This is a genomic window from Mesorhizobium sp. M8A.F.Ca.ET.207.01.1.1 (assembly GCF_004794715.1).
Lineage (GTDB): Bacteria > Pseudomonadota > Alphaproteobacteria > Rhizobiales > Rhizobiaceae > Mesorhizobium.
Genome location: NZ_SRUS01000016.1, coordinates 19,745 through 44,545 on the forward strand (window position 1 = coordinate 19,745; position 24,801 = coordinate 44,545).

General features: G+C 59.7%; 18 protein-coding genes and 2 pseudogenes. 8 read left to right on the forward strand and 12 right to left on the reverse strand.

Annotated features, from left to right (window positions below):
* Position 1 precedes the first annotated feature (1 nt).
* From nadC to EN850_RS31185, 7 genes are all read left to right on the forward strand, one after another.
* The gene (gene nadC, locus EN850_RS31155; RefSeq protein ID WP_024505570.1) at positions 2-883 is read left to right on the forward strand and encodes a carboxylating nicotinate-nucleotide diphosphorylase; all 882 of its coding nucleotides are present in this window, start codon (positions 2-4) and stop codon (positions 881-883) included.
* A gap of 174 nt (positions 884-1,057) precedes the next feature.
* The gene (gene bioB, locus EN850_RS31160; RefSeq protein WP_245454882.1) at positions 1,058-2,026 is read left to right on the forward strand and encodes a biotin synthase BioB; all 969 of its coding nucleotides are present in this window, start codon (positions 1,058-1,060) and stop codon (positions 2,024-2,026) included.
* Positions 2,023-3,162, forward strand: coding sequence for an 8-amino-7-oxononanoate synthase (locus EN850_RS31165; protein ID WP_024505572.1), 1,140 nt, complete (start codon positions 2,023-2,025; stop codon positions 3,160-3,162). The genes bioB and EN850_RS31165 overlap by 4 nt, the downstream gene beginning before the upstream one ends.
* Positions 3,159-3,794 (forward strand): dethiobiotin synthase, encoded by a 636-nt coding sequence (gene bioD / locus EN850_RS31170; protein WP_063169254.1) that lies wholly within the window; start codon positions 3,159-3,161, stop codon positions 3,792-3,794. The genes EN850_RS31165 and bioD overlap by 4 nt, the downstream gene beginning before the upstream one ends.
* Positions 3,794-5,059 carry an adenosylmethionine--8-amino-7-oxononanoate transaminase gene (locus EN850_RS31175; protein WP_127309478.1) on the forward strand — a complete coding sequence of 422 codons (1,266 nt, stop codon included), beginning with the start codon at positions 3,794-3,796 and terminating at the stop codon, positions 5,057-5,059. Before bioD ends, EN850_RS31175 begins: the two co-directional genes overlap by 1 nt.
* On the forward strand, positions 5,056-6,039 hold the full coding sequence (locus tag EN850_RS31180) for a beta-ketoacyl-ACP synthase III (protein WP_126063924.1): 984 nt from the start codon (positions 5,056-5,058) through the stop codon (positions 6,037-6,039). The genes EN850_RS31175 and EN850_RS31180 overlap by 4 nt, the downstream gene beginning before the upstream one ends.
* Positions 6,040-6,212: 173 nt before the next feature.
* Complete coding sequence (locus EN850_RS31185; protein WP_024505576.1) at positions 6,213-7,856, forward strand: MFS transporter; 1,644 nt, start codon at positions 6,213-6,215, stop codon at positions 7,854-7,856.
* 234 nt (positions 7,857-8,090) lie between these two features.
* Here the strand turns inward: EN850_RS31185 and hemN are convergent.
* Together hemN and EN850_RS31195 are read right to left on the reverse strand one after the other, a co-directional pair.
* A pseudogene (gene hemN / locus EN850_RS31190) lies at positions 8,091-9,389 on the reverse strand (oxygen-independent coproporphyrinogen III oxidase).
* 467 nt (positions 9,390-9,856) lie between these two features.
* Entirely contained in the window at positions 9,857-10,213 is a 357-nt protein-coding gene (locus EN850_RS31195; RefSeq protein WP_024505577.1) for a hypothetical protein, read from the reverse strand.
* Positions 10,214-10,893: 680 nt separating this feature from the next.
* Here EN850_RS31195 and EN850_RS31200 point away from each other — a divergent pair.
* Positions 10,894-12,033: a porin gene (locus EN850_RS31200; protein WP_127309477.1), complete on the forward strand. Its 1,140-nt coding sequence runs from the start codon at positions 10,894-10,896 to the stop codon at positions 12,031-12,033.
* Between the two features lie 482 nt (positions 12,034-12,515).
* On the opposite strand, the gene EN850_RS31205 is transcribed toward EN850_RS31200, so the two are convergent.
* The 10 genes and pseudogenes from EN850_RS31205 to EN850_RS31250 form a co-directional block, all read right to left on the reverse strand.
* Positions 12,516-14,387 carry an acyltransferase family protein gene (locus tag EN850_RS31205; protein ID WP_127309476.1) on the reverse strand — a complete coding sequence of 624 codons (1,872 nt, stop codon included), beginning with the start codon at positions 14,385-14,387 and terminating at the stop codon, positions 12,516-12,518.
* 83 nt (positions 14,388-14,470) lie between these two features.
* Positions 14,471-15,031, reverse strand: a complete 561-nt coding sequence (locus EN850_RS31210; RefSeq protein WP_063169261.1) for a CpaD family pilus assembly lipoprotein — start codon at positions 15,029-15,031, stop codon at positions 14,471-14,473.
* Between the two features lie 12 nt (positions 15,032-15,043).
* Positions 15,044-16,465 carry a type II and III secretion system protein family protein gene (locus tag EN850_RS31215; RefSeq protein WP_063170365.1) on the reverse strand — a complete coding sequence of 474 codons (1,422 nt, stop codon included), beginning with the start codon at positions 16,463-16,465 and terminating at the stop codon, positions 15,044-15,046.
* Positions 16,466-16,536: 71 nt separating this feature from the next.
* The gene (locus EN850_RS31220) at positions 16,537-17,223 is read right to left on the reverse strand and encodes a response regulator transcription factor (RefSeq protein WP_024505585.1); all 687 of its coding nucleotides are present in this window, start codon (positions 17,221-17,223) and stop codon (positions 16,537-16,539) included.
* Positions 17,224-18,035: 812 nt separating this feature from the next.
* Positions 18,036-18,204, reverse strand: a pseudogene (locus EN850_RS37425) (transposase); the annotation flags it as partial.
* A 714-nt stretch (positions 18,205-18,918) separates the two neighbouring features.
* Positions 18,919-19,953 (reverse strand): L-threonine 3-dehydrogenase, encoded by a 1,035-nt coding sequence (gene tdh, locus EN850_RS31230; RefSeq protein ID WP_127309475.1) that lies wholly within the window; start codon positions 19,951-19,953, stop codon positions 18,919-18,921.
* Between the two features lie 65 nt (positions 19,954-20,018).
* Complete coding sequence (locus EN850_RS31235; RefSeq protein WP_063170366.1) at positions 20,019-21,032, reverse strand: adenosine kinase; 1,014 nt, start codon at positions 21,030-21,032, stop codon at positions 20,019-20,021.
* 100 nt (positions 21,033-21,132) lie between these two features.
* A complete protein-coding gene (gene metK, locus EN850_RS31240) occupies positions 21,133-22,308 on the reverse strand; it encodes a methionine adenosyltransferase (RefSeq protein ID WP_063169265.1) in 1,176 nt (391 codons plus the stop codon).
* Between the two features lie 57 nt (positions 22,309-22,365).
* Positions 22,366-23,703 carry a serine hydroxymethyltransferase gene (gene glyA, locus EN850_RS31245; RefSeq protein ID WP_136092850.1) on the reverse strand — a complete coding sequence of 446 codons (1,338 nt, stop codon included), beginning with the start codon at positions 23,701-23,703 and terminating at the stop codon, positions 22,366-22,368.
* A gap of 37 nt (positions 23,704-23,740) precedes the next feature.
* Positions 23,741-24,085, reverse strand: a complete 345-nt coding sequence (locus tag EN850_RS31250) for a helix-turn-helix domain-containing protein (RefSeq protein WP_082826567.1) — start codon at positions 24,083-24,085, stop codon at positions 23,741-23,743.
* Between the last annotated feature and the right edge of the window lie 716 nt (positions 24,086-24,801).

Below are 24,801 nucleotides of genomic sequence, written 5' to 3' on the forward strand. Positions count from 1 at the left end.
TATGACTTCATTCTCCCCCCTCCCCGCGACCCTGATCGAACCGATTGTGCGCGTTGCGCTCCTCGAAGACCTGGGCAGATCCGGCGACCTGACCACCGATGCGGTTATCCCGTATGATTGCACTGCCACGTTGGTGCTCAAAGCGAGGCAGGCGGGCGTCGTTGCCGGGCTCGATCTGGTCTCGTATGCCTTCCTTCTCGTGGAACCGGCGATCAACATCCAGATCTGGCGCCCTGATGGCAGCGAGGTTGGGGCCGGGGAAACCATTGCAAGATTGTCCGGACCCGCACGAGGCCTGCTCACGGCCGAACGCACGGCCCTCAATTTCTTATGCCGGCTGAGCGGCATTGCCACTGCCACAGCGGCCATGGTTGAGGCCGTGCGCGGTCACAAGGCGAGGATTGTATCGACGCGAAAGACGACGCCCGGGCTGCGGGCATTGGAGAAATACGCCGTGCGCGTCGGCGGCGGTGCCAATCACCGGTTCGGCCTCGATGACGGCGTGCTCATAAAGGACAACCACATCGCGATCGCCGGCGATATCCGCACAGCAATAGAGCGGGCGCGCGCCGCAGCAGGGCATATGGTGAAGGTCGAGGTCGAGGTCGACACGCTGAAGCAGCTCGATGCAGCGCTCGCGATTGGTGTTGACGCGGTGCTGCTCGACAATATGTCGGTCGAGGATCTTGCCCGCGCGGTTTCTATAGTGGATGGCCGTACGATCACCGAGGCGTCCGGTCGGGTGATGCCGAAAACGGCGGCGGCGATTGCGGCGACCGGTGTCGATCTCATCTCCATGGGTTGGCTGACGCACAGCGCCCCGATCCTCGACATCGGCCTGGACATGCCGGACCACCAGAACATCTGCAAGCACTTGAACTGAGGATTACGGCGTGAGGAGCAACATCAGCTCGGCAGGCGTAGGAGGTGCTGGAAAGACGTGCCGCAGCTCGCCTTTAGCGAGTGCGCCCCAAAGCCAAGAAGGCGTACCGGACTAGCAAACAAAGGTTTGACGATGACGATTGGAATGAACTCGGAGTTCGACGTGAACCAGACCATGCAATCGGTCGATGGAACGCCTCCGCGATGGAACCGCAAAGAGGCCGAGGCCATCTACGGCATGCCATTCAACGATCTGCTGTTCCTAGCTCAGACGATCCACCGCCAGAACTTCGATCGAAACCGAGTGCAGCTGTCGCGGCTCCTTAGCATCAAGACCGGCGGGTGCCCCGAAGATTGCGGCTATTGCAGCCAGTCTGCGCATTACGAAACCGGTGTGAAGGCGTCGAAGCTGGTGGACGTCAAGCATGTCATCGACGAAGCGGCCATGGCGCGTGATGGCGGCGCAACGCGCTATTGCATGGGCGCGGCGTGGCGAAGTCCCAAGGAGCGCGACATGGAGGTTGTGGTCGCCATGATTGAGGGCGTCAAGGCCCTCGGCATGGAGACCTGCATGACGCTCGGCATGCTCGATCTTGAGCAAGCTGCTCGCCTGAAGCAGGCCGGTCTCGACTACTATAACCACAACATCGATACCTCTGAGCGCTACTATGGCGAGGTTATTTCAACCAGGACTTTTGCCGACCGGCTGGAAACGCTTGGGCACGTGCGCGCGGTTGGGATGAAAGTCTGCTGCGGCGGCATTGTCGGGATGGGAGAAGAAAAGACCGATCGCATCGACATGCTGGTCACGCTCGCGAACCTGCCCGAGCCGCCGGAAAGCGTGCCGATCAACATGCTTATTCCCATCGAAGGCACGCCGCTTGCCGCGGCCGACGCCATCGATCCGATCGATTTCGTCCGCATCGTTGCGCTCGCGCGGGTGATGATGCCGAAATCCTATGTAAGGCTGTCCGCCGGCAGGACGGCGATGAGCGACGAAACGCAGGCGCTGTGCTTCTTTGCCGGGGCCAATTCGATCTTTGTCGGCGACACGCTGCTGACGGCGGGAAATCCCGGCGAGGACAAGGATACCCTTCTGTTCCGGCGCCTCGGCATTGAGCCTATGGAACTCGCCACGCAATGAAGGAGGCAATTCTTGCCCGCTATGACGCAACCTTGCGGGGACTGGGGCGCAAGGACCGGTTGCGGACGCTCGCACCGCGCGCCGGGCTCGACTTCTCGTCGAACGACTATATCGGACTTGCCGCCTCCAAAAGACTGGGCGATGCGGTTTCGACGGCGATTGCGCGGGGCACGCCAGTGGGCGCCACCGGATCGCGGCTGTTGCGCGGCAATGCACCGGAACATGAGCAACTGGAGGCGGACGCAGCGGCATTTTTCGGAGCCGAGCGTGCACTGTTCTTCGGCAGCGGCTATATCGCCAACTTCGCTCTGCTGACGGCCCTGCCGCAGAAAGGCGACCTGCTGGTCCTCGACGAGCTCGCTCATGCCAGCATGCATGAGGGTGCCCAGGCCGGGCGCGCTGAGTTCAAGCTGGCCGCGCACAACGACGTCGACGCTGTCGAGGACGCAATCACCCGCTGGCGCGCCGAAGGCGGCATGGGGCGGGTGTGGATCGCCTTCGAAAGCCTTTACAGCATGGATGGCGACCGTGCGCCGATGGAGAGCCTGGTCGCGCTGGCTGATCGGTACCAGGCATTCATCGTCGTCGATGAAGCGCATGCCACCGGCGTCTGGGGACCGGACGGCCGGGGACTGGCCGCCGCGTATGAAGGCCGCGACAACATCGTCACGCTCCACACATGCGGCAAGGCGCTTGGCGCATCCGGCGCGCTCGTTACCGGACCGCGAACACTGTGCGACTATCTTATCAACCGGTGCCGGCCATTCATCTATGCGACCGCACCATCGCCGCTGATGGCAGTCGCGGCACGTGAGGCGCTGACTATTCTGTCTGACGAGCCTATGCGTCGTGCTCAGTTGCACGAGCGTGTCGCTTTCGCGAGCCGGCAATTGGCCGAACGCTGCGGCGTGATGCCCAGCGGTTCGCAGATCCAGCCGCTTGTGATCGGCGATAACAGCCGCACCATGGCGGTGGCGGCAGGACTGCAGGCACGCGGCTTCGACATACGCGGCATTCGCCCGCCGACAGTGCCTGAGGGTACGTCGCGCCTGCGCATTTCGCTGACTCTCAACGTCGACGAAGCCGACATTTCCGCCATGGTCGAGGCTCTCGTCGGAGTGTTGGCCACAGCATGACCAAACGCATCGTCGTCACCGGAACAGACACTGGAATTGGCAAGACAGTGTTTTCGGCCGGACTTGCCGGGCTGCTCGACGGCTTCTACTGGAAGCCGGTGCAATCGGGCCTCAACGAGGAGACCGACAGCGAGGTCGTCGCCCGGCTTTCCGGCTTGCCCGACGGACGCGTGCTGCCCGAAGTCTATCGACTGACGATGCCGCTGTCGCCGCATCGATCAGCCGAAATCGACGGCGTCGCGATCGAGGCCGACGATCTTTCATTTCCGGTCCTGCCGACACCGCTCGTCATCGAAGGCGCCGGCGGGCTGATGGTGCCGCTCAATCGACAGACAAGGTTCATTGACATATTCGAACAATGGCGGCTGCCGGTCATACTGTGCGCCCGCACCGCGCTTGGCACCATCAATCATACGCTGTTGTCGATCGAGGCCCTGAGAGCCCGCTCCATCCCGCTCATCGGCATTGCCTTCATTGGCGAAGAGGTGGCCGATACACAAAGGACAATCGTGGAATTCGGCGGCGTGCCGCAGCTGGGCAGGCTGCCGCACCTCGGTCCGCTGACGGGTGAAACGTTGAGAGATGCAATGATTTCCGGCTTCGACCTGGCCATGATTGCCGGAGGCGACTGATGGCGGAGTCTCGAGTCTGGCATCCGTTCACGCAGCACGCGCTAGAGCCCTCGGTCCCTGAAATCGTGCTGACTGAAGGCGCCTATCTCCACGAGGCCGACGGCTTCCGCATCCTCGATGCGATTTCTTCCTGGTGGGTCGTCACCCATGGCCATCGCCACCCCCGCATCATGAAGGCCATCGAGACGACCGCGTCGAGCCTCGACCAGATCATCTTCGCGGGCTTCACCCACGAGCCGGCCGAACGGCTGGCCGAGGCGCTTATCGGCATCGCACCCGCCGGCCTCGACCGGGTGTTCTATTCCGACAGTGGCTCCACCTCAGTCGAAGTCGCGCTGAAGATGGCGCTCGGCTATTTCCGCAACATCGGCGCGCCGCGTTCGCGCATCGCCGTCATGGAGCACAGCTATCATGGCGACACGATCGGGGCGATGAGCGTCGGCGCCCGCGGCGTCTTCAACGCCGCCTATGATCCTTTGCTGTTCGAGGTCGACGCCATCCCCTTCCCGGCCGCCGGGCGCGAGCAGGAAACGCTGGATCGGTTCGAGGCCGTTAGCCGCGACCGGCGCGCAGCCGCGCTGATCGTCGAGCCGCTGGTGCTTGGCGCCGGCGGCATGCTGATGTATCCGGCCTGGGTTCTTGCCGAATTGAAGAGGATCGCCGAAGCCTCCGGCACGCTGCTGATCGCCGATGAAGTGATGACCGGCTGGGGGCGCACCGGAACCATGTTTGCCTGCGAACAGGCGTCCGTCTCGCCCGACATCTTGTGCACCTCGAAAGGTCTGACCGGTGGTACCATCCCGCTGGCCGCCACGATCGCCACCGATGCCATCTTCCACGCTCACTTTTCGGAGGATCGCAAGAAGACGTTTTTCCATTCGAGCTCCTACACCGCCAATCCGATCGCCTGCGCGGCAGCACTTGCCAATGTCGAGATCTGGCGTGACGAGCCGGTGGCCGAGCGGATCGCGGTCTTGAGCGCGAGGCAGGCCGCCGGGCTGCAACGCTTCCGGGTCAATCCATATTTCACCGACTGCCGGACAACCGGCACCATCGCGGCACTCGACCTACGCACCGGCTCAGCCGGTTATCTGGCCGAGATCGGGCCAAAACTGCGCGCTTTTTTCCTTGAGCGGGGGCTACTTGTGCGCCCGCTCGGCAATGTCCTCTATCTTCTACCGCCCTATTGCATCACCAGCGACGAATTGGGCGGGCTCTATGACGCGATAGAGGAGGCCGGCGAACGCTTCGGCTCGCGGCCATGAACCTATCGTCGCGCGTTCTCGGCTTCGGCCATCATGCGCCGGCGCGCAAGGTCGAGAACCCGGAAATCGAAGACCGGCTCGGGCTTGAGCCCGGCTGGATCGAGCGGCGCACCGGAATTCGCTCGCGCTTCTGGGCAACAGACGAAGACACGCTGTCGGGCCTTGCCGCCTCTGCCGGCGACATGGCGCTGACCAATGCCGGTATCGACCGCGGCGACGTCGGTCTACTCTTGCTCGCCACGTCGACGCCCGATCACCTTCTGCCGCCAAGCGCGCCGCTGGTCGCACATCGGCTGGGGCTAGGCCGCGCCGGAGCGATCGACCTGACCGGCGCCTGCGCCGGCTTCATCTATGCGCTGATGTTCGCCGACGGGTTCACCCGCCTGCACGGCAAAGCGAGCCTTGTCATCGCCGCCAACATCCTCAGCCACCGCATCAATTTGGCCGAGCGCGCCAGCGCCGTGCTGTTTGCCGATGCCGCCGGCGCCATGGTGATCAGTCCTTGCGATGACCCGGATCGAGGCATTCTCGGCGCTTCGGTGGATTCCGACGGCTCGCGCTACGGGCTAATCCAGATTCCCGCCGGGGGAAGCAACACTCCGTTCCATGCCGACCTCGACCTCGCGCAGACACGGATGACGATCACTGACGGCCGTGAAGTATTCAGCAAGGCCGTGGAGATGATGACCGCCTGCTCGAGAGATGCGCTCACTGCTGCCCGACTGAGGCCGCAAGACCTCGATCGTTTCGTGCCGCATCAGGCCAATGCGCGCATTTTCGACGCGGTCGGCAGGAACCTCGGCATCGCTGATCACTCGATCGTCAAGACGATCGCCGAATATGGCAACTCTTCCGCCGCGACGATCCCGCTCTCATTGTCGCTGGCCCATCGGGCGCAGCCGTTTCGGCCTGGCGAGAAAGTCCTCTTGGCGGCAGCGGGTGCGGGTCTCAGCGGCGGCGCGCTTGTGGTGGGAATTTAGCAAAGCAATGCTTGCGCACAGGACTGCTCATGAATGAGACTATGAGAATGGCTCAATACGTAAATAGTCGCCGGCAAGCTCCATAGAGCTGGGTTCCGTGCGGTGCTCCGCGATGTCTAAGTATCGACCCGCTTGCTCAAATCGCAGCGCTCATCGAAGGCCAGCAATACCTCATGCAGAGCGAAAATCCTCAACCGCCCGTTTCAAAGACGCTCGCCCCATTTCGAAACAAGGTGTTTCGCTCAATTTGGGCGGCCACCCAGATTTCCAGCCTCGGTTGGCTAGTGCAAACGGTCGCCATCAGTTGGCTTATGGCAACGATTTCAGCGTCCGACCTCATGGTGGCACTCGTCCAGGCCGCATCCACATTGCCGGTGTTCTTCCTCTCAGTTTTCGCCGGAGCCATTGCCGACAACTTCAGCCGCCGGTGGGTGATGTTTGCGGGACACTGCCTGATAGCATCGGCGTCGACGACGCTGATGATTTCTGTGGGTCTGGGATTTGTCAGTCCTTGGCTGATTCTCGGGTTAGGTTTCCTGGCCGGCTGCGGCTTTGCCTTGAATGATCCGGCTTGGCACGCTTCGGTCGGCGATATCCTTCACAAACGCGACATTCCGGCCGCAGTGACGCTTATGTCCGTCGGATACAACATTGTGCGCAGCGTTGGTCCGGCCTTGGGGGGCGTGATCCTGGCCGTCTTTGGGCCGCTGGCCGCTTTCGCCTTGGCTGCGGTGAGTGATCTGGCGCCCATAAGCGCGATATGGCGCACCAAATGGGAGGTCCGCTCTTCGCCTCTCCCTCGTGAGAGAATGACGACGGCAATTCATGACGGAGTGCGCTTTACGGCGATGTCTTTGGAGATCAGGGCAGCGACCGCCCGAGCCGCTCTTTTCGGATTGGCAAGCATCTCCATTCTGGCGTTGCTCCCCCTCGTCGTCCGGGATCAGTTGAAGAGTGGGCCAATTGTCTACGGTATCTTATTGGCCGGCTTCGGCATGGGTGCTTTCATCGCGGGCATGGGCAACGGCTTCTTGAGGAAGGTCACGTCTCAAAACAGGCTGGTGGCCTTCGCCTCTGTGGCTTGTGCAGTCTGTTGCCTCTCCCTTGCCCTTACATCGTCGGTTCCTGTGGCGGCCATTTCGCTGGCGCTCGGCGGAGCGGGTTGGCTTATCACCTGGACGGGCATTGACGTGTCGGTGCAGTTGGCAAGCCCAAGGTGGGTTGTAGGCCGCACGCTCTCCATTTACTACGCCTTGAGCGCAGGCGGTATGGCTGCTGGCAGCTGGATCTGGGGTTCTGTCGCGCAAAACTATTCCTTGACCTCAGCATTGGAGGGCGCCGCAGGCGCTCTGTTGCTGGTTGCAGCAGCGGGGATCGTGTTGCCGGTCCGTCCCTGGGAAGAAACCGATCAAGAAAGTTCAGTTTTTCATCCGCCGGACGTGGCTCTCGATCTGAAACCCAGAAGTGGCCCTATCGTGGCCAAGGTCGAGTATTTGATATCGGAGGAAAATATCGAGGCCTTTCTGGGCTCCATGCGCACGCGGCGACACGTCCAGAGCCGTGCCGGTGCACGAAACTGGACGCTCCAGCGAAATCTGCAAACACCGTCACTTTGGACGGAGACATTCCGCACCCCCACCTGGATGGACTTTCTCCGCCTAAATCATCGACTCACCGCAGCAGATAAGGAAGTCGCCCAGCATCTCCTGTCACTGCATGAAGGAGAGGTGCCTCCGCAGACAGTGCTTTCGATTGAACGGACGACCGAGGCAATTCGTACCCGTACCTCGACAATCTTTTCTCGTCCTCCAAGATGACGCCATCAAGCTGCTGTCCAGGGACAGGGTGGATCACCGGTGCTTTGCAGAGCACAGCCTCACACCGAGAGCAGCGTGCTCCGGGTTGTGCGCTTTCGCGCGCACCCAGGCGAGATGATGGTGAACGCGGCGTCAAGTGGAAGTCCCCTGCATACGCTTGCGGAGTCTTCTGCGAGAGCCCATGCCGACGAGCGCCAAACAAGGTCTGATGCCTTTCGGCGTCGTGGCCTCAACTCATCGATTCGCGAGAAAAGCATCGAATGCAGCAGCAACGGCGCGAACAACAAAGCGGTGCTCCGGCCGCACGCGGATGAAGCCGTTTTCGACGTCCAGGATCCCCTCCTCAGCCAGCGTCACCAAACTCTCAACTGAATCGAGAAAACGAGCTGGTTCGATTTCGTGGGCGGCACAGATGGTCGGCACGTCGGCCTCCAAATCGCACATCAGTCGCTCGATGATCGCTGCGCGCACCCGGTCATCGTCGGTCAGACGGTGACCCTTTGATGTCGCCAGACGTCCACTTGCGATGTGCCGGGCGTAAGAATCCCGTGTTACTTCGTTCTGAACATACCCCTCGCGGACTCGGCCAATAGCCGACGCGCCGAAGCCGATCACGTTTTGCAAGTATCGGCCGAGTATCCCAGCGAATTACGCCGTAGGCGCCCGGTCTTCTGCGCTAGCGCAAGTTCGTCGTCCGGCGGAGCGAAATGATCGAGCCCGATCTCCCGGTAGCCAGCGCCAACCAGTGTCTCGGCGACAGCTGCAGCCTGTTCGGCGCGAAGATCGCCGTCGGTAGACCTGCCTGCTCGATTAGGCGCTGATTCTTTATCACGGAAGGAATATGCGCGTATCCGAACACCGCAAGCCGGTTGGGGCGCATGGCGACCGCAGCCATCGCGGTCTGGATGCAGGACTGCACAGTCTGTTTCGGGAGACCGAAGATGAGGTCGAAGTTGATATGGCCAACGCCATGCCGGCGGAGATTTTGGACTGCAGCGGCCGTCTGCACCTTACTCTGGATCCGATTGATCAAAGCTCTGCACGCCGATGCTCGCGCGGTTGACACCGTTAGCTGCCAGGGCTTCGGCCATTTCCGGTGTGAACGTTCGGGGATCGATCTCCACGGCGATCGCAGCAGTTTTGCTGAAAGCGAAGTGGCGGCTCCATCAGCGCCAAGTGCTCGGCTGGCCCGATAAGGTGAGGCGTTCCGCCGCCGAAATGCACATCGCTCACCGGCAGCCCTTGCCGCACTTGCTCCGACACCAAACTGATCTCCTGACGCAGCACCGCTAAATAATTAAGGATCGGGCCGTTGCGACGGATGACCGCGGTAGGGAAGCCGCAATACCAGCACATGGATCGGCAAAACGGAATGTGGAGATAGAGCGACACCGATTCGTCGGCCGGGAGGCCCCCCAGCCATTCCTCATAATCGTCAGCACCAACTGCCGCAGAGAAGTCTGGCACAGTCGGATAGATGGTATACCAAGGCGGCCGGGGGTCCCGGTACTTTGTCAGGATTGAGGTGTGCAAGGAGCTGTCATCCCACGTCGCTGATCCATCATTCTTTCGTTGCGCGCTCGTCCTGGTCTCTGACCTAAGTCAGTGCGTCCCGCTTATGTCGCAGTCTCGTTTGGACAGGATGGGGTCAACCACGCCGGGGAGCGCGCGTGCCATGGTTGCGCCTGAGGTGATGGTGCGGTGCCGCATTCAACGTCTGAGTACGTGACGCCAGTGCAGTGTGCTTGAGGCGTCTGCGGAAGAACTTTGCAATGCGAAATTCATGTCCGACGCAACGGACCTGTCAAGCCTCGTTCAGACGCCATCCAGGTCCAGCCAGCGGCCTTCCCTGCCGGCCGAAAAACCATACCGGCTTTAGCCACCGAGACGCTCTAAAGCTGACGTCGGCTCATTTGATGAAAGGAGGACGCCGCTAGGGGGTGCACAAGGTTCCCCGGCTTGACGTCGCTTCGAGCGAAGAGCGGCGGTGTGGCTTGTCGTCAAGCGCCGGGCAGCGTGCCCCCTACCGATATCCCGAAAAGATCGACCAAGATGGCCATGCCGACGCCACACGCGGTCTGGATGAGGCCGACCATGAAAATGCGATTGGCGCGTTCGTAGATGGGGCGCCGCAAGGAACTCATGTCGAGCAGCATGGACAGCGCTCTCATCTGCAGTGCGATGCCGAGCAGGATCGGCACTACGGCGAACAGATCGTAGAGTTGCCATGGCAAGGGGTTCGCGGCCCAATGAGTGAGGAAGCCGAGGGAAAAGGCAAGCAGGATACCCACGGCAGTGATTGTGCCGTTGCGGAAAATGGTCTCGATCGGTTCTTCCTTCGGATCGTGCTCGTCCAAGCGGCTTCCTTTCGTTGCTCTTCCGTCGAGACTAAGTTCTCGAGAATACTGTTCATCGCCAATTACTCGAGGCGAGCCGTAGGCAGCCGTTTCAGGGTGCGCTCCCTCTCGCTTCCGGCCGCGCAATGTACCTGCACGGCGAACTTACAGCGGCGAAAAGGTGCTGCGGCCACCATGCGACGCCTCGGACGTGCACGCCCTCTGTTCCTGGCGCAGCCCTTGCGGAGCGTACGCGCAGTGATCCTTCTCGGTAGCGGATGGCGCGGCCTCCGTTGCGGTCAGACGGGAAGCCGTCGCTGTTAAACGAGACTGTCACATATCGAACATGGCGAACCGTGTCGCACATTTCTTTTCGCAGTGACCCTCAAAAAAAGTGATTCCAGCGAGACGAAGGCGCGTCGGCCCGATTTTGGTGTCGGCCGCATCTACGCTTCAGGTTGGCATGTCGCTTGCTGCTCTATTCGGAGAGCTGCAGCGGTCCGACCGGAGTGTTTCACATGTAAACGATAATGAATCTCCTAGCAGAAAACACTATTATAAGTACATGTGGCTTTTACGCTGGCTCACCTCTCGTGTCAAGCGCTTTGGCGTCCACATATTGGAGACAACACGCACAAAATTTAGAGGAAAAGCTTGCTCTTTCGCCTCTATCCTTTTTATTCCTTCATGGAGATCTAGACATGTACATCAAGAGTCCTCTTCTCGGCTTAACTGCTCTGATGACCATTTCCGTCGGTCGAGCAGCTGGCGCCGAGCGGGAACCGGCCGAGTACATCAAGATCTGCGACGTCCTCGGCTCGGGATATTCCTATATTCCCAACACCGAGACCTGCCTGCGCATCGGCGGCTATGTCCGTTACGATATCGGCCTGGGTGACGTCCGATCGTATGACAGCGCAAGAACCTCGGACGTGAGAACTGGCGAGGACCAAGGCACTTGGCGAAACAGCACACGCTTCACGTTCAAAACTTGGACCGGCCAGCAGACCGAGCTCGGCGCGTTGACGACCTATACCGAAACCCAGGTGAATTTTGGCAACAGCGCTAACTCGCATGACAGTCCTCAGAACTATGATTTCAACAGCGGCCTCGCACTGGCTTCTGCCTGGGTCGAGCTGGGAGGCCTGCGAGTTGGCAAGGAGGGGTCGGCCTTCGATACGTTTGTAAGCTACGCTGGCAACGTTCTCGATAGTATGCTCGTTCCGTCGGCCGGCTTCGACACCAACGTGGCTCAGTACCACTTCGACGCCGGCAACGGCATTTCGACTGTGATTTCGCTCGAACAAGGATCGGGCTCAGCCGGTACTATCGACAGCTATATTCCGCACGTTGTCGCCGGCTTGAAATACACGCAAGGCTGGGGTTCGATCACCGGCGTCGCGGCTTATGACAGCAATTACGAAGCTTTTGCCGGCAAGATCCGCGTCGACGTCGCTGTCACAAACCAGCTGTCGCTGTTTGGACTCTTCGGCTACGGTTCCAATGCCAGTCTCAACGAGGACTCAAACGGCGCAATTGCCAATCATGGGCGCGGCTCGTACAAAATCTGGAACGGCCAGTGGGCTTTCTGGGCGGGCGCCACCTACGAGTTTGACGAGAAAACTTCGTTCAACCTTCAGGTCTCGGGTGATCAGCTCGAGGATTCTGGTGTGGCTGCAAACGTCGCCTACATGGTCGTTCCCGGCTTCACGGTCACAGCCGAGGTCGATTACGACCACTACGGCAACTCTGGCCTCGGCCCTGCCGAGCCTACCGCCGTCAAGGGCACGAGCAAGCCGAACAGCGTCGGCGGCATTCTCCGCTTACAAGGCTCATTTTGAAATCTCTCCAGTCGCGAGCATGGCAAAGGCACTTGCCTCGACAACGCACGCATGGAGAGCTTCGTTCGCCATCTTGAAGTCTGCATCGACCGTCCACGGCCCATCGTACCAACTAGAAACTGAAAGTTATGAGCCCTGTGTACTACACCTAGCCCTTGACCTGCCCGATGAACCGGCCAGGGGCCGTCAGTTCAAATTCGGGGCCGTTTAGAGGGCAGTGTGAGGCCGTGTTAGGTAAGCGCCACTGCAATGTCGAGGCCGCGACACGCCTGTCGCTTTGGACGGCTGGAATTGCCCTTCGCGGCGCCATTCATTCTCTCAACATTTACGTGATAATGCACGCTGAGTCCGAGCCGCGTGGCAGCACCCATCCTAGGTCACTATCGGGGGGCCTTAAACCTGAACAGCTCCATCGTCGCGGCTGCTGCGGAAGCAGGAGCTATCACTGGGACCCGCACTGGTGCTTGTCAGCCGCTGAGCCGCTACTTCGTCTTAGGAAGAGCATTGTCTTTGCCAAAAGCCGGCCAGTATTTCGAGATTGCCAGTGTGGCGCCGGCTGAAGAGAAATGACCATAGTCGAAATATAAAAACTCTCCTCTATCGGAATAGGCGCAGCGTCCTGCGCTGCACAGGAATTTCAGCGGATCGATGAATGTGGCGCCTTTGGTAAATGAGCGCACACGTTCGTTGATGTCGGGGTCCATCGCGATCGGCCAGGATGTATCGTCCAGATTTTGGCGCTTGGCGAAGAACGCAATTCTCCGGACGTCAGTTGGGAACTGCGGAGACTGGCCGATGACAAACACGCGCACGCCCAGGGCACGAAGCGTAGCGATTGTTTGCTGAAGACCGTCGAAACCTCTGACCTCATAGTCACTCCATCTACCGCTGAGGATAACCGTCTTGATGTCCGCTTCCAAGATGACGTCCAAGGCCTTGCGATTGAACCGGACACAATCAAGACGATCGTAAGGGTAGTAATAGAGTATCGGCGCGCAGCTGGCGTACGTATATTCAACGATGTTCGCCTGCAATCGATTTATGTTAGCACCCAAGCCGGAAACATAGTGCGCGGCGAAGGAGTCGCCCCACAAAAAAACCGTTGTTGGAAAACCGCTGGTGCGCGTGCAATCCTCCATATTCCAGCTTTCGATCCGGCTGGTGCCCTCGTTGAAACAGATGCCATTCCTCCAGTCCCCGACGGAAATGCGCCGCTGGACATAGTCCGGAAACCGTTGCGGAAAGCCGTTGCCGAGCGCCCCCGCCGCTCCGCCGGCACAAAGGACAACGATCGCGAGCGCTGAAAAGGCGAAGATAGGCCCCGGGGAGGTGAAGGCCCTCTTCTGTCGAAACGGCTGCTCTACAAACTTCCAGGAGAATGCAGCCAATGCGAGGCTTGCCACCAACATCGCACCGGTCATCAACGGATCGAGTTTTTGGAACGAAAGATAGTGCGCGAACGCATTGAGAGGCCAGTGAACAAGATACAACGAATACGAGATGAGCCCAATCCAGACCAGCGGCCGGACTTCGAGCATGCGGGTGGCGACCGTCGAGGGGGTATTTTGGCCAACATAGATCAGAAGGGCCGTTCCGATGCATGGATACAAGGCGTTGTAGCCTGGGAACGGATCACTCGCCGAAATCGCGAAGAACCCGATGGCGAGAAGGCCAAATCCGGCCACCCCCACCGACTCCATCAGGAATCGGTTGCCCAGCGGCGAGGGGCATTTGAGCATGAGCAGGGCGCCCAACATGAGTTCCCAGATTCGGGTCGGCAGCAGATAGAATCCGGCGGTGGGTGCCAGCGATGTCGCCATCACCGCCACTACGAAGCTGCAGAGAATTATCGGAAGAAGTGTCGTCAGCCAGCGCTTCCCGATGTAGCGATAGATTAGGAACATCAGGATTGGTGCGAAGATGTGGTACTGCTCCGCTACGGAAAGCGGCCAGGTGTGCAACAGTGGTAGAAGCGCGGCATCGATAGAGAAGTAACTTGACGTTTTCCAGAAGAAAACGTTCGACCAGAAGGTCGAGGTAGCTATGATGCTAAGACTGAATCCGCGCAGATCCGGTGGCAGAAGAATGAACAATGCCGCAATGCAGGTGAGAAGCATCACAAAGACGAGCGCCGGCAGAATGCGCCGGGCACGGCGCCAGTAGAAGTTGACGATGGAAAATTGGCCGCGTTCAAGGTCATCCAGGAGGCTTCCGCTGGTTAGGTAGCCGGAGATGACGAGGAAGATATCGACCCCGCTAAAGCCACCCGGGATCGCCGAAATTCCGAAATGAAAGAGTACGACCGGAAGTACAGCAACGGCCCTAAGGCCCTCGATATAGCGCCTATATTGCATCCAGCGGTTCCTTTTATTTTAGATCAGGACGCGATTGGAAGCTTTCAATCTCCGGTAGGAGTGCTGCCGAGATAAGGGCGGTATCAGCCACCTTTATCCGTCCCGAATGTTCTGTAAGTTGCAACTGGTACAGAAGCACGATCGCCATCGCCGGCCTTGACGGCCTGATTGTCGAGCAGATCGCGCGGATCGTTGACCATCACGGCCAGGTTATGTCCTGTCGAACAACCAAGCGGCTGTTTGAAGGATTCTTCATTGGGTAAGGCACCATATGAGGGACAGACCGGCGGACGGGCGTGATAGACAATCGCCTCAATTCGCACTGAGCCGGCGTCGTGTTGATCGCGCAATTGAATGTTGTCTTCTTCGATTGCCAACTGCCTGGCCTGATGGGCTACCCCTGCGCTGAGCTGGGGCGAACCGCTGATGAGGAGGTGGATGGCATCAAACCGGCCGCGACTGGCCTTGTCTAGGAAAACACGCAAACGCTGCCGTTCGGAAGCGCGCAGGCTTTGCAACGTCAGGACGGTGGTCTCCTCTCGGACAAGCATTGGTGCCGATGGTTCGACATCAACTGGCGTAGTGCTTGTGCAGCCACTTACGCTTGGTGCCAGAGCGACAAAGAGGATTATAAAACGCAACATCTTTGGATGACACTATTCGATGATGAAGCCGAGACCGCCTTGGGCGCTTGGCGCGCCCGCACGGATAGCAGCGCGGTCTCGCGGGGGACTTGTCACGGAATTCGTCGGAGCGCCCCCTCCGTTCAAAGCCGGTGCCGCCCGCTCGGTCGGTGCGCTCATCTGGTTTGGGTTGGAGCCTGGTCTTACAATGTAAGGCGTAACTAGAATGACCAGTTCTGACTCCTCTTTTTGAAACGAGGTCGAGCGAAAAAGCGGTCCCAGGATCGCCAGTTCTCCGAGCCAGGGAAAGGCCCTGACATCATTGTTGACGTTCCGCCTGATTAGACCGCCGATTGCGAAGCTCTGGCCGCTGGCGAGTTCGACGACCGTATCGGCTCGGCGCGTGGAAACTGCCGGCACGGAAATTCCGTTGATTTGCACGGCACCTTGCGTCGACAGTTCACTGACTTCGGGCGTTACGTGAATGTTGATTTGATTGTTGCTGAGAACTGTCGGCACAAATTCCAGACTGACGCCGAAGTGACGGAATTCAACCGATACCTGCCTGTTTTCCTGCAGGACAGGAATGGGAAATTCGCCGCCCGCGAGAAAGCTGGCCTTTTCACCCGACATAGCGGTGAGGTTCGGCTCAGCCAGGACGGAAGCTATATGCTCCTTGGCGAGCGCGTCGAGAACCGCGCTGACGTTGACGGCACCGTTGTCGAATCCGATTTCTGCTGTACCGCCACCCTGGGTTGAACCAGACCCAGCGCTTGCAGCGCTTCCGCTTAGAACGCCCACTTTGAAATTGCCGATTTGACCGAAGGCGGACAAGTTGACGCCGAGTGACTTCATGGCGCTGCGTGAGACTTCGGCTACGCGCACGCTGAGGTTAACTTGCAGGGATCCAGCGACCTTGATGTTGTTGACGACTTGCGCTCCGTCGCCCAGATATTGCTCAGTGACTCTTTTTGCGGTGTCGGCGACCTCTGCGTCGGGCGCCGTCCCGCTAAGGATTGCGCCGCGCGGCGTATAGTTGACGCGGATGGGATAGTCGCCGACCTGCTCCCGCAACATGGCGCGTAAATCCCCGATCGGTTGCGTGACAACGATACGCAATTCGGCGAGAGGCTCGCCATTGCCATCCAAGGCGAATAGGCTGGTCCGCCCCGATTTCTTGCCAAAGACGAAGATTGTTTTGCTCGATGGCGCCTGAAAATCCGCGATCGTGGGGTCAGCAACAAAGATGGTCGTGGCTGGCCCGGGCAGATGAACGGTCTCCCCGAGCGAAGAGGAAAGGGTCAGCGTGGCGTTGATGCTATTCGAAGCCGCATGCGGCGGGCCTTTGTCCTGCTTGTTTTGCGCCGCGACACCAAGTGGGAAAGTCACAATAAGCGCGCAGAGGAGATGGCCCAGGTAACGGGGCACTGCAGGTCTTGTAACCTTGTTGGCGATCGCCCGCCAATTGAGCGCAGCGCAAGGATGTTGAAGGATCAGCAAAATAGATCTTCTTTCGATTCGACAAACTATGCGGACGAGGCGTCAGTCAATTCTAGGATGTAACCAATGCCTCGGATGGTCTTGATCCGTGGCGTTGCACCTGATCTGGTCAGATGTCCCCGTAAACGATAAATTCCGACTTCAAGCGCGTTGGCAGACACGTCGTCGTTGAATGAATAGAGGTGATCTTCCAATTGCGCACGGGGCACGATGCGGCCTGCCCGGTTAAGCAGGTGCTCTAGAATACAGAGTTCGCGACGTGCGATCATCATTGGGTGCCCATCAACGAAAACCTGGCGGGCGACCGGATCAAAGTCGAGATTGCCAAATACGAGCCTCAGGTCGGTCATCTGTGTCGCCCGGCGCAGAATGGCTCTCATTCTGGCAATAAGCTCATCGGTAGAGATGGGTTTGAGCAGAAAGTCGTCCGCACCACCGTTGAAGATCGCAATTCGCTTATCGAGATCGTTAAGGCTGCTCATAATGACGGCAGGAACTGAATGCCCGTGGGTCCTCAACTGCCTCAGCCAACCCAAGCCATCGCCATCTGGCAGAGCCAATTCCAGCAGGAGAATTTCATAGCTGGCGCAAGAAAATGCACTCGAAGCCAGTTCCAGAGTACCAACGACATCAACGACGAAGCCGCCATCCCCGAGCGCAAGTCGCATGGCGCGCGCAAGATCCGCATGATGATCCACGAGCAGCGTTCGCATTTCATCTCCTCTCGAAGAGGGACGGCCCATCGAACGCGTCACCGGCGGCCATCTGATCGGAGCACACGGCGCGCAACTCGTCGCAGCTCTCGGAACTGGTCCGAGTCGGAGGGACATGCAAGTCGCTCGGTGGCAATAGGCGCGGGTGAGGACCAACTGACGGGCTCAAATACGCCGGTCGGCGAACCCACGAGGCCAGCAACCCGCGTGCGATTTCTCGTTGCATCATCTCTCCTACGTGCAGCCCCTGCGCTCGCAAGGCAGCGTCGCGGCTCAGAGCCCGATTCCCACAGAGGGTAGGGTTAGCTTTCGAGAAACTGATTGAACAAATCGATTATTTGGATCGAATGCATCCACGGTATGGATGCAGCGCACCATCTTCAACGACTGCGGCGTCCTGATGCACTGTTGTGTCTGTCGTGCTCTGCTTTTTTCGCTGTCCTTCAAGGCTGGCGAGCCTGGTGGAACCTGCGCGTCATTGGCTTGGTAGCTTGAATGCTCAACAACGGAGCGCCCTGCGCAAAGCCGCTCTCATTTCCAAAAAGCCTTGCAATCTGGTTGGAGCACTTCGCGCTCGACACCAAAATAGGCGAGGAAAACTGACGTCTGACAGGGATGTACATGCAACAGCCGATTTGCGGCACCAGCAAACGACCGCGTTCAGGCTGAAGATCGACGACCAACGGCTCCTCGATTTCCGCACCGACCGCTTTTACAAGCTCTTCCTGTGCGGGCGGATGCCGGCAAACAGCAGCACAGGGTCAGCGAAACCGGGAGCGGGCCTGCTTGATCGCCATGATCACATTGCCGCTGTCGCGCGTGCGGAGCGGAATGCAATCGGTCCAGCCGGCGGCAATCCGGTCAGCACCATCGTCTGCACGAAGCTCCCTGACGAAGACGTGCCCGAATGCGCTCAACAAAGCCGGGCGGCGGATCTTTCCAATCGCCGAAGGTGCGGGCTGGCACCGAGCGGCGAACTGCGAACTCATTCCTGCCCGGCGGCGCTGGCCGCCGCGAGCGTCGATGCGGACCCAGCCGCTCCGAATCCTCCCACAACACGATGAGCGCGTCGCGGACATCGCTGCCGTAACAGCGGCTGCGGCTCTTGCCCGCAGACGGCCTCTGCTCACGACGGTTCATAAGACGGATCGCGCGCTTGCGAATAATAGCCGGTTACCGCCTCGAACTCATCCAGAATGCGCCGCTTGTCAACGCCGCAATAAAGCTCCACGATCGCCGCTTCACCGTGTCGCCATGCTGAGCCGCGCCATCCTTCCCCCGAACCGGAATGGCACGACCTGTCCATCCCCTTTGGAACAGGACACTATTGGTAACATTTTGCTTGAGGCAATGCGGCTCGTTGCCTTCCTTTTCGCTGACCGGAAGGGTACCGGAAGTCGTCTATCGCATCTTACCCGCTGAAAGCGGCAACACCTCGACCTCAATCGCAGATCATAGGAAATAGACGATCGCGTCGGGGCCTCAGCATCGGTTCACCGGGTTTCCGTCATCGACTGAAGCGAATTGCCCCATCGACCGTCACCGGGTGGGCCGCGATACGTCGCCGTATATGATTAGCGAGCGCACGTAGCGGAGCCATAGCTCTCCACCCAGCCATGTTCCCCTAGTTGGAAAATGTCCGGCGGACCAGAGGTGCTGTCGTCAGCTTTTCCTGAATAGCGGCCAAGGCAATCCCTACCAGTCCATCACCACCTTGCCGGAACTGCCGCTCTTCATCGCATCGAAACCGATCTGAAAATCGTCGATGCCGATGCGGTGGGTGATCAGGCCGGAGACATCCAGCGGACCCTGCACAAGCGCGATCATCTTGTACCAGGTTTCGAACATCTCGCGGCCGTAGATGCCTTTGAGATGCAGCATCTTGAAGATGACCTTGTTCCAGTCGATCTCGAAGCCGGTCGGCGCGATGCCCAGAATGGCGATCTTGCCGCCATTGTTCATGGTGTCGATCATGTCGCGGAAAGCGGGGGTGGCGCCTGACATTTCGAGGCCGACGTCGAACCCCTCGGTCATGCCGAGCACCGGCATGACGTCGCGCAGCTTCTCCTTCGAGGCGTCGACGACATGCTGGACGCCGAGTTTCTTGGCTAGCGCCAGCCGCAGCGGGTTGATGTCGGTGATGACCACTTTGCGCGCGCCGACGCATTGGGCGACGAGCGCGCCCATGATGCCGATCGGCCCGGCGCCAGTCACCAGCACGTCCTCGCCGACCAGATCGAAGGACAATGCGGTGTGGACGGCATTGCCCAAGGGATCGAAGATCGCGGCAATCTCATCGGGCACATCGTCGGGGATCGGCACGACATTGTGCTGCGGGATCGCCAGATACTCGCCGAAGGCGCCTGGACGGTTGACGCCGACGCCGAGCGTGTTGCGGCACAGATGCCCTCGCCCGGCGCGACAGTTGCGGCAATGGCCGCAGACGATGTGGCCTTCGCCCGATACACGCTGGCCGACCTTGTATTCGGTGACCGCTGCGCCGAAATCGGCAACGGTGCCGACGAATTCATGGCCCGTCACCATCGGCACCGGCACCGTCTTCTGCGCCCACTGGTCCCAATTGTAGATGTGCACGTCGGTGCCGCAGATCGCCGTCTTCTTGATCTTGATCAGCACGTCGTTGGGGCCGATTTCCGGCACCGGCACCTCTTCCATCCAGATGCCCGGTTCGGCCTTGGCCTTCACAAGCGCCTTCATCATGTTCGACATCAGGATTTCCCTATTCCGTGATTGCGCTTCTGGCGAGATAGCCTGCACAACGGGAAGGTAGGCCACTAACTCGTTTGAACGTCCGGAATGGTCAGCCCCGCCTGCTCAGCCTCGCGGCGCAAATTCTGACGGGGCCTGGGGCCGATCTGCTGGATCACCAATCCGGCTGCCAGTGAGCCAAGGTCGCCGCAAGTCTGCAGGTCGCGGCCTTGCGTGTAGCCATGCAGGAAGCCGGCGGCATAGAGATCGCCGGCGCCCGTCGTGTCGACCAGTTCCTTGATGGCGGTCGCCTTGATCACCACGGTCTCGTCGCCGCGCACGATCACCGAGCCTTTTTCCGAGCGGGTGACGGCGGCGATCCGGCAATCCTTGCGGATCTGGGCCAGCGCCTCGTCGAACGACGATGTCTGGTAGAGCGACTTGATCTCGTGGCTGTTGGCAAAGACGATGTCGACCGTGCCCGAGCGCACCAGGTCGAGGAATTCGTCGCGGTAGCGGTCGACGCAGAACGAATCCGACAGCGTCATCGACACTTCTCGGCCTGCCGCGTGCGCCAGCTTCGCCGTCTGGCGGATTGCCTCCTTGGCGCGCGGCGGGTCCCACAGATAGCCTTCGAAATAGGTGACCTTGGCGCCGGACGCCTTGTCGGCTTCGACATCCTCAGGGCCAAGCTCGACGCAGGCGCCGAGATAGGTGTTCATCGAGCGCTCGCCGTCGGGCGTGACGAAGATCATCGAGCGCGCCGTCGGCGGCTCACCCTTGAGCGGCGTGGTGCCGAAGGCGACGCCCTGCGCATGGATGTCGTGGGCGTAGATTTCGCCCAGCGCATCGTTGGAGACCTTGCCGAAGAAGGCCGCGCGGCCGCCGAAGCTGGCGACGCCGGCCGCCGTGTTGCCGGCGCTGCCGCCGGACGCCTCGATCGCCGGCCCCATGCGGCTGTAGAGCAGTTCGGCGCGCTGTGTGTCGATGAGGTTCATCGCGCCCTTGATGATGCCGTTGGTCTCGAGGAATTCCTCGTCGCACTGGGCGATGATGTCGACAATGGCATTGCCGATGCAAAGCACGTCATAATCCGGCATCAAAATCTCCGCCAAAACCCGAGCCGGCTTCTTGCCACGCCGGCCGGGCGTGGTCTCGCGAGTTGAAATGGGTTGCCGCATGCGCTTGATCCAGCCGCCCTCACGCAGCTGCCGGTCCGGCTTCACGCAGCAAATCGTCAGCTTTGTCCGTCTTCTCCCAAGTGAACTCAGGCTCTTCACGCCCGAAGTGTCCGTATGTCGCCGTCTTGCGGTATATCGGCCGTAAGAGATCAAGCATCTTGATGATGCCTTTCGGTCGGAGATTGAAAACCTCGAGAACAAGGCGCTCGATCCTTTTTTCCTCGATCCTTGCGGTTCCGAAGGTATTGACCATGACAGAAACCGGACTGGCCACGCCGATCGCGTAGGCAAGCTGAACCTCGCAGACCTCCGCAAGGCCGCTGGCAACGATGTTCTTCGCGACATACCGGGCGGCATAGGCCGCCGAGCGGTCAACCTTGGATGGGTCCTTGCCCGAAAAGGCACCGCCGCCGTGACGCCCGGTCCCACCGTAGGAATCGACGATGATCTTCCGTCCTGTGAGGCCGCAGTCGCCGGCAGGCCCACCGACCACGAACCGCCCTGTTGGGTTGACCAGAAATCTGATCCCCGAAGTATCCAGGTGGGCCGGCAGGACCGGTTTTATGATCTCCTCAATGACGCCTTCGCGGACCGTGGCTTGTGAGACCGCTTCGTCATGCTGCGTTGACAGGACTATGGTATCCAGCGCCACCGGGCGGAGCCCTTCGTAGCGTACCGACACTTGAGATTTCACGTCCGGACGCAGCCAGCCAAGCTGTCCCGCTTTCCGGACCTCGGCCTGTCTTTTCGTCAAATGGTGAGCGAGTTGGATCGGCAGGGGCATCAATGTATCCGTCTCGTTGCATGCGAATCCAAACATGATGCCCTGATCCCCTGCCCCTTGCCCGAGATCCTGCCCTCGTCCTTCATCAACGCCCTGGCTTATGTCGGGCGACTGCTCGGTGAGGGCCAGAACGACGGCGCAACGTCGACCATCAAAGCCAATCGCATCATCGTCGTAGCCAATATCGAGTATCGTATCGCGGGCGACTTGGCTGTAATCGATGTGGGCATGGCTGGTGATCTCGCCAGCCACAACGACCATCCCCGTCTTCACCAACACTTCACAGGCGACGCGCGCCTTCGGATCGGTGCGCAGGACCGCATCGAGAATGGCATCGGAGATGTTGTCTGCCATCTTATCGGGGTGTCCCGCGCCGACGGATTCGGAAGAGAACACGAACTGCCTGGTCATAAAAATGCCCTCGCTTCAAGTGCTGGAGTTAGTGAGGAGTTTCTGGATTGGGGTGGCTTATCGGTCGGGGATGCCGGGAACATCGAACGCAGTGCAGAAGTCGGCAACGTCTCTTCGTACGCTCGCATGAACTTCCTGGTCATCGGGCTGGCGGCAGACCGAGTCGATGAAAGCGGCGATCTGCACCATCTCCGTTTCGCGCATGCCCATGGACGTCACCGCTGGTGTCCCTAAGCGGATGCCGCTTGTCAGCGCCGGATGCCGCCGGTCGCCCGGGACCATATTGAAATTCGCAATGATGCCTGCACGCGATAAGCGCTCCGCATAGGCTTTGCCTGACAGCGACCGGTCCCGAAGATCAAGGATCAGCATGTGATTGTCAGTGCCCCCGGTGACGAGTTCATAACCTCGCTCCAGAAGTGCCTGGGCCAGAGCCTTGGCGTTGTGGACGATCTGCTGACCGTAGACACGAAAGGACGAGTTCGCTGCTTCCTGCAAAGCGACGGCAAGCGCGGCGATAGTATTCATATGCGGTCCGCCTTGCAGAAGAGGGAACACGGCGCGGTCTATACATTTGGCCAGATTGTGTTTGCTCTTCGGATGATGGAGGGGCTGATAACGGTCTTCATTCCTTGATAAAATGAAGCCACCCCGGGGACCGCGGATCGACTTGTGAGAGGTGCTGGTGACCACATCGCAATGGGACACGGGGTTCGGATGCACTCCTGCGACAACCAGGCCGCAGATGTGGGCGATGTCAGCCACCAGATACGAGTTCACCTCCGAAGCAATTTCGGCCATTGCCGCGTAGTCAAAAATACGCGGATAAGCAGTTCCGCCGACCCAAATTAGCTTCGGGCGTTCCCGCTTGGCGGTCTCGCGCAAGTGGTCATAGTCAATTTGCTGTGTCTTTTCGTGCAGCCTGTACGGGACGCGCTGATAATCGCTGCCGGAAAAATTGACGGACCAACCGTGAGTCAGATGGCCGCCTTCGGGTAAAGGCAAGCCCATGACTTTGTCACGGGGGCTCAAAAGCGCGCGATAGACAGCCTGGTTGGCTGGCGAGCCTGAATAAGGCTGGACGTTGGCATGTTCACTGCCAAATAGCGCTTTCAGGCGCTCGATCGCGAGGGTCTCAAGCTCATCGACGATCTCGTTTCCGGCGTAGTAGCGCGCACCGGGGTATCCCTCGGCATACTTGTTGGTGAAAATCGACCCGGTCGCTTCCAACACCGCCGAGGAGGCAAAGTTCTCGGAGGCGATCAGTTTGAGAGTTGTCCGCTCCTGACGCTCCTGTCTTAGAAGCAGTTCGTGAACGCGGGAGTCGACGGCGGCTAAGTGAGGCCGCCCGTAAGTGTCGGGCTGCGCGATGGCGCCGCCGGCGGAGTTATCCATGGTAGTCGCGCTCCATTTGGACTGATCTATTTCACGATCAAGCAGGCGGTCCCTTCAACCGCGCGTCTTGTATTGCTTCCAGGCGTTGTAGGTCTCTTTTATGATGGCCATCATCGTGGGGCAGGAGATCGACCACCAATTGAGCCAGCTCGCCATCCTTGCCTCCTGCTTGCATATGGTACGAAGACTGCGGACGTTGTTCGTTGCAGCAAAGAAAGTTGGCTCTGACCAGCCGCCGAACGTGGCGTCGAACCTGCTCGCGAGGCAGACCGGTAATATCGGCCAGCTCGCCGACGGTTAGATCCGCATGCGCGCAAAGGCCCAGGATTCGAAGGCGATCAAGATGCGCTGCCGTCCTTAGGCGATTTACCAGTGTCAACATTGGTTAGCATCAACCCGGACGGGATGCAGCAAGCCGCTAGCCCTTCTATCCCCATCAATCCGCATGAGACCTCTCTCGTCATTTGCTGTAAATCCGCTGGTATGGATGCTAATGGAAGATAGATCACAGTCCTTTCTACGACTAAGACGCCAGATATTGGGGCTAATGTACCACCTGACAGGAGACTACACTCACGAACATTATGTGAATTTTTTTTAACGTTGCTGAGAATCAAGGGGGAGGTTTGGCGAATGTCTCGCCGTCGACTGTCGAATCCTGCCCGACGGGATTATAGGGTGCGTAGCCTGCTTGTCCTTTCCACATGACCAGCGACGATGGGGCGAAGGCGGCAGACATAGCTCTGGAGCATGCTGCGGTATCTTTGGCCTGAAGCCGAGGAAGGCGGACCGTGGCTTCCGCGCCGCTGCCGGGAGCCCGCGAACAGGCCAAGTGGATCAGCCGGGTGTTGCCGTCATAGAGCGTGAGACCCAAAGCTGGCCAGCCGCGCCCTGAGGCTGACGCACCGCTCAGCGTCCACCTTGCTCTCGAAGCCCATCGGCATAGCGCCGATAACGACTTGACCGCGTGCGTGTCGACGAGCGATCGGTGAGCGCAAGGATCGAGGGTGCAGTGCAGGATAATGCTGTTTTAAATCAGCGCTGTTTTCAGCCGACTGCCTTGAGCGTGGCACGAGGATATAGGCCCAAGGCAGGAGA

Excerpts from the sequence above, each read along its gene's own strand:
- nadC (WP_024505570.1), top strand. The coding sequence starts at position 2 with ATGACTTCATTCTCCCCCCTCCCCGCGACCCTGATCGAACCGATTGTG.
- bioB (WP_245454882.1), top strand. The coding sequence starts at position 1,058 with ATGCAATCGGTCGATGGAACGCCTCCGCGATGGAACCGCAAAGAGGCC.
- EN850_RS31165 (WP_024505572.1), top strand. The coding sequence starts at position 2,023 with ATGAAGGAGGCAATTCTTGCCCGCTATGACGCAACCTTGCGGGGACTG.
- bioD (WP_063169254.1), top strand. The coding sequence starts at position 3,159 with ATGACCAAACGCATCGTCGTCACCGGAACAGACACTGGAATTGGCAAG.
- EN850_RS31175 (WP_127309478.1), top strand. The coding sequence starts at position 3,794 with ATGGCGGAGTCTCGAGTCTGGCATCCGTTCACGCAGCACGCGCTAGAG.
- EN850_RS31180 (WP_126063924.1), top strand. The coding sequence starts at position 5,056 with ATGAACCTATCGTCGCGCGTTCTCGGCTTCGGCCATCATGCGCCGGCG.
- EN850_RS31185 (WP_024505576.1), top strand. The coding sequence starts at position 6,213 with ATGCAGAGCGAAAATCCTCAACCGCCCGTTTCAAAGACGCTCGCCCCA.
- EN850_RS31200 (WP_127309477.1), top strand. The coding sequence starts at position 10,894 with ATGTACATCAAGAGTCCTCTTCTCGGCTTAACTGCTCTGATGACCATT.
- EN850_RS31205 (WP_127309476.1), bottom strand. The coding sequence starts at position 14,387 with ATGCAATATAGGCGCTATATCGAGGGCCTTAGGGCCGTTGCTGTACTT.
- EN850_RS31210 (WP_063169261.1), bottom strand. The coding sequence starts at position 15,031 with ATGTTGCGTTTTATAATCCTCTTTGTCGCTCTGGCACCAAGCGTAAGT.
- EN850_RS31220 (WP_024505585.1), bottom strand. The coding sequence starts at position 17,223 with ATGCGAACGCTGCTCGTGGATCATCATGCGGATCTTGCGCGCGCCATG.
- tdh (WP_127309475.1), bottom strand. The coding sequence starts at position 19,953 with ATGTCGAACATGATGAAGGCGCTTGTGAAGGCCAAGGCCGAACCGGGC.
- EN850_RS31235 (WP_063170366.1), bottom strand. The coding sequence starts at position 21,032 with ATGCCGGATTATGACGTGCTTTGCATCGGCAATGCCATTGTCGACATC.
- metK (WP_063169265.1), bottom strand. The coding sequence starts at position 22,308 with ATGACCAGGCAGTTCGTGTTCTCTTCCGAATCCGTCGGCGCGGGACAC.
- glyA (WP_136092850.1), bottom strand. The coding sequence starts at position 23,703 with ATGGATAACTCCGCCGGCGGCGCCATCGCGCAGCCCGACACTTACGGG.
- EN850_RS31250 (WP_082826567.1), bottom strand. The coding sequence starts at position 24,085 with ATGTTGACACTGGTAAATCGCCTAAGGACGGCAGCGCATCTTGATCGC.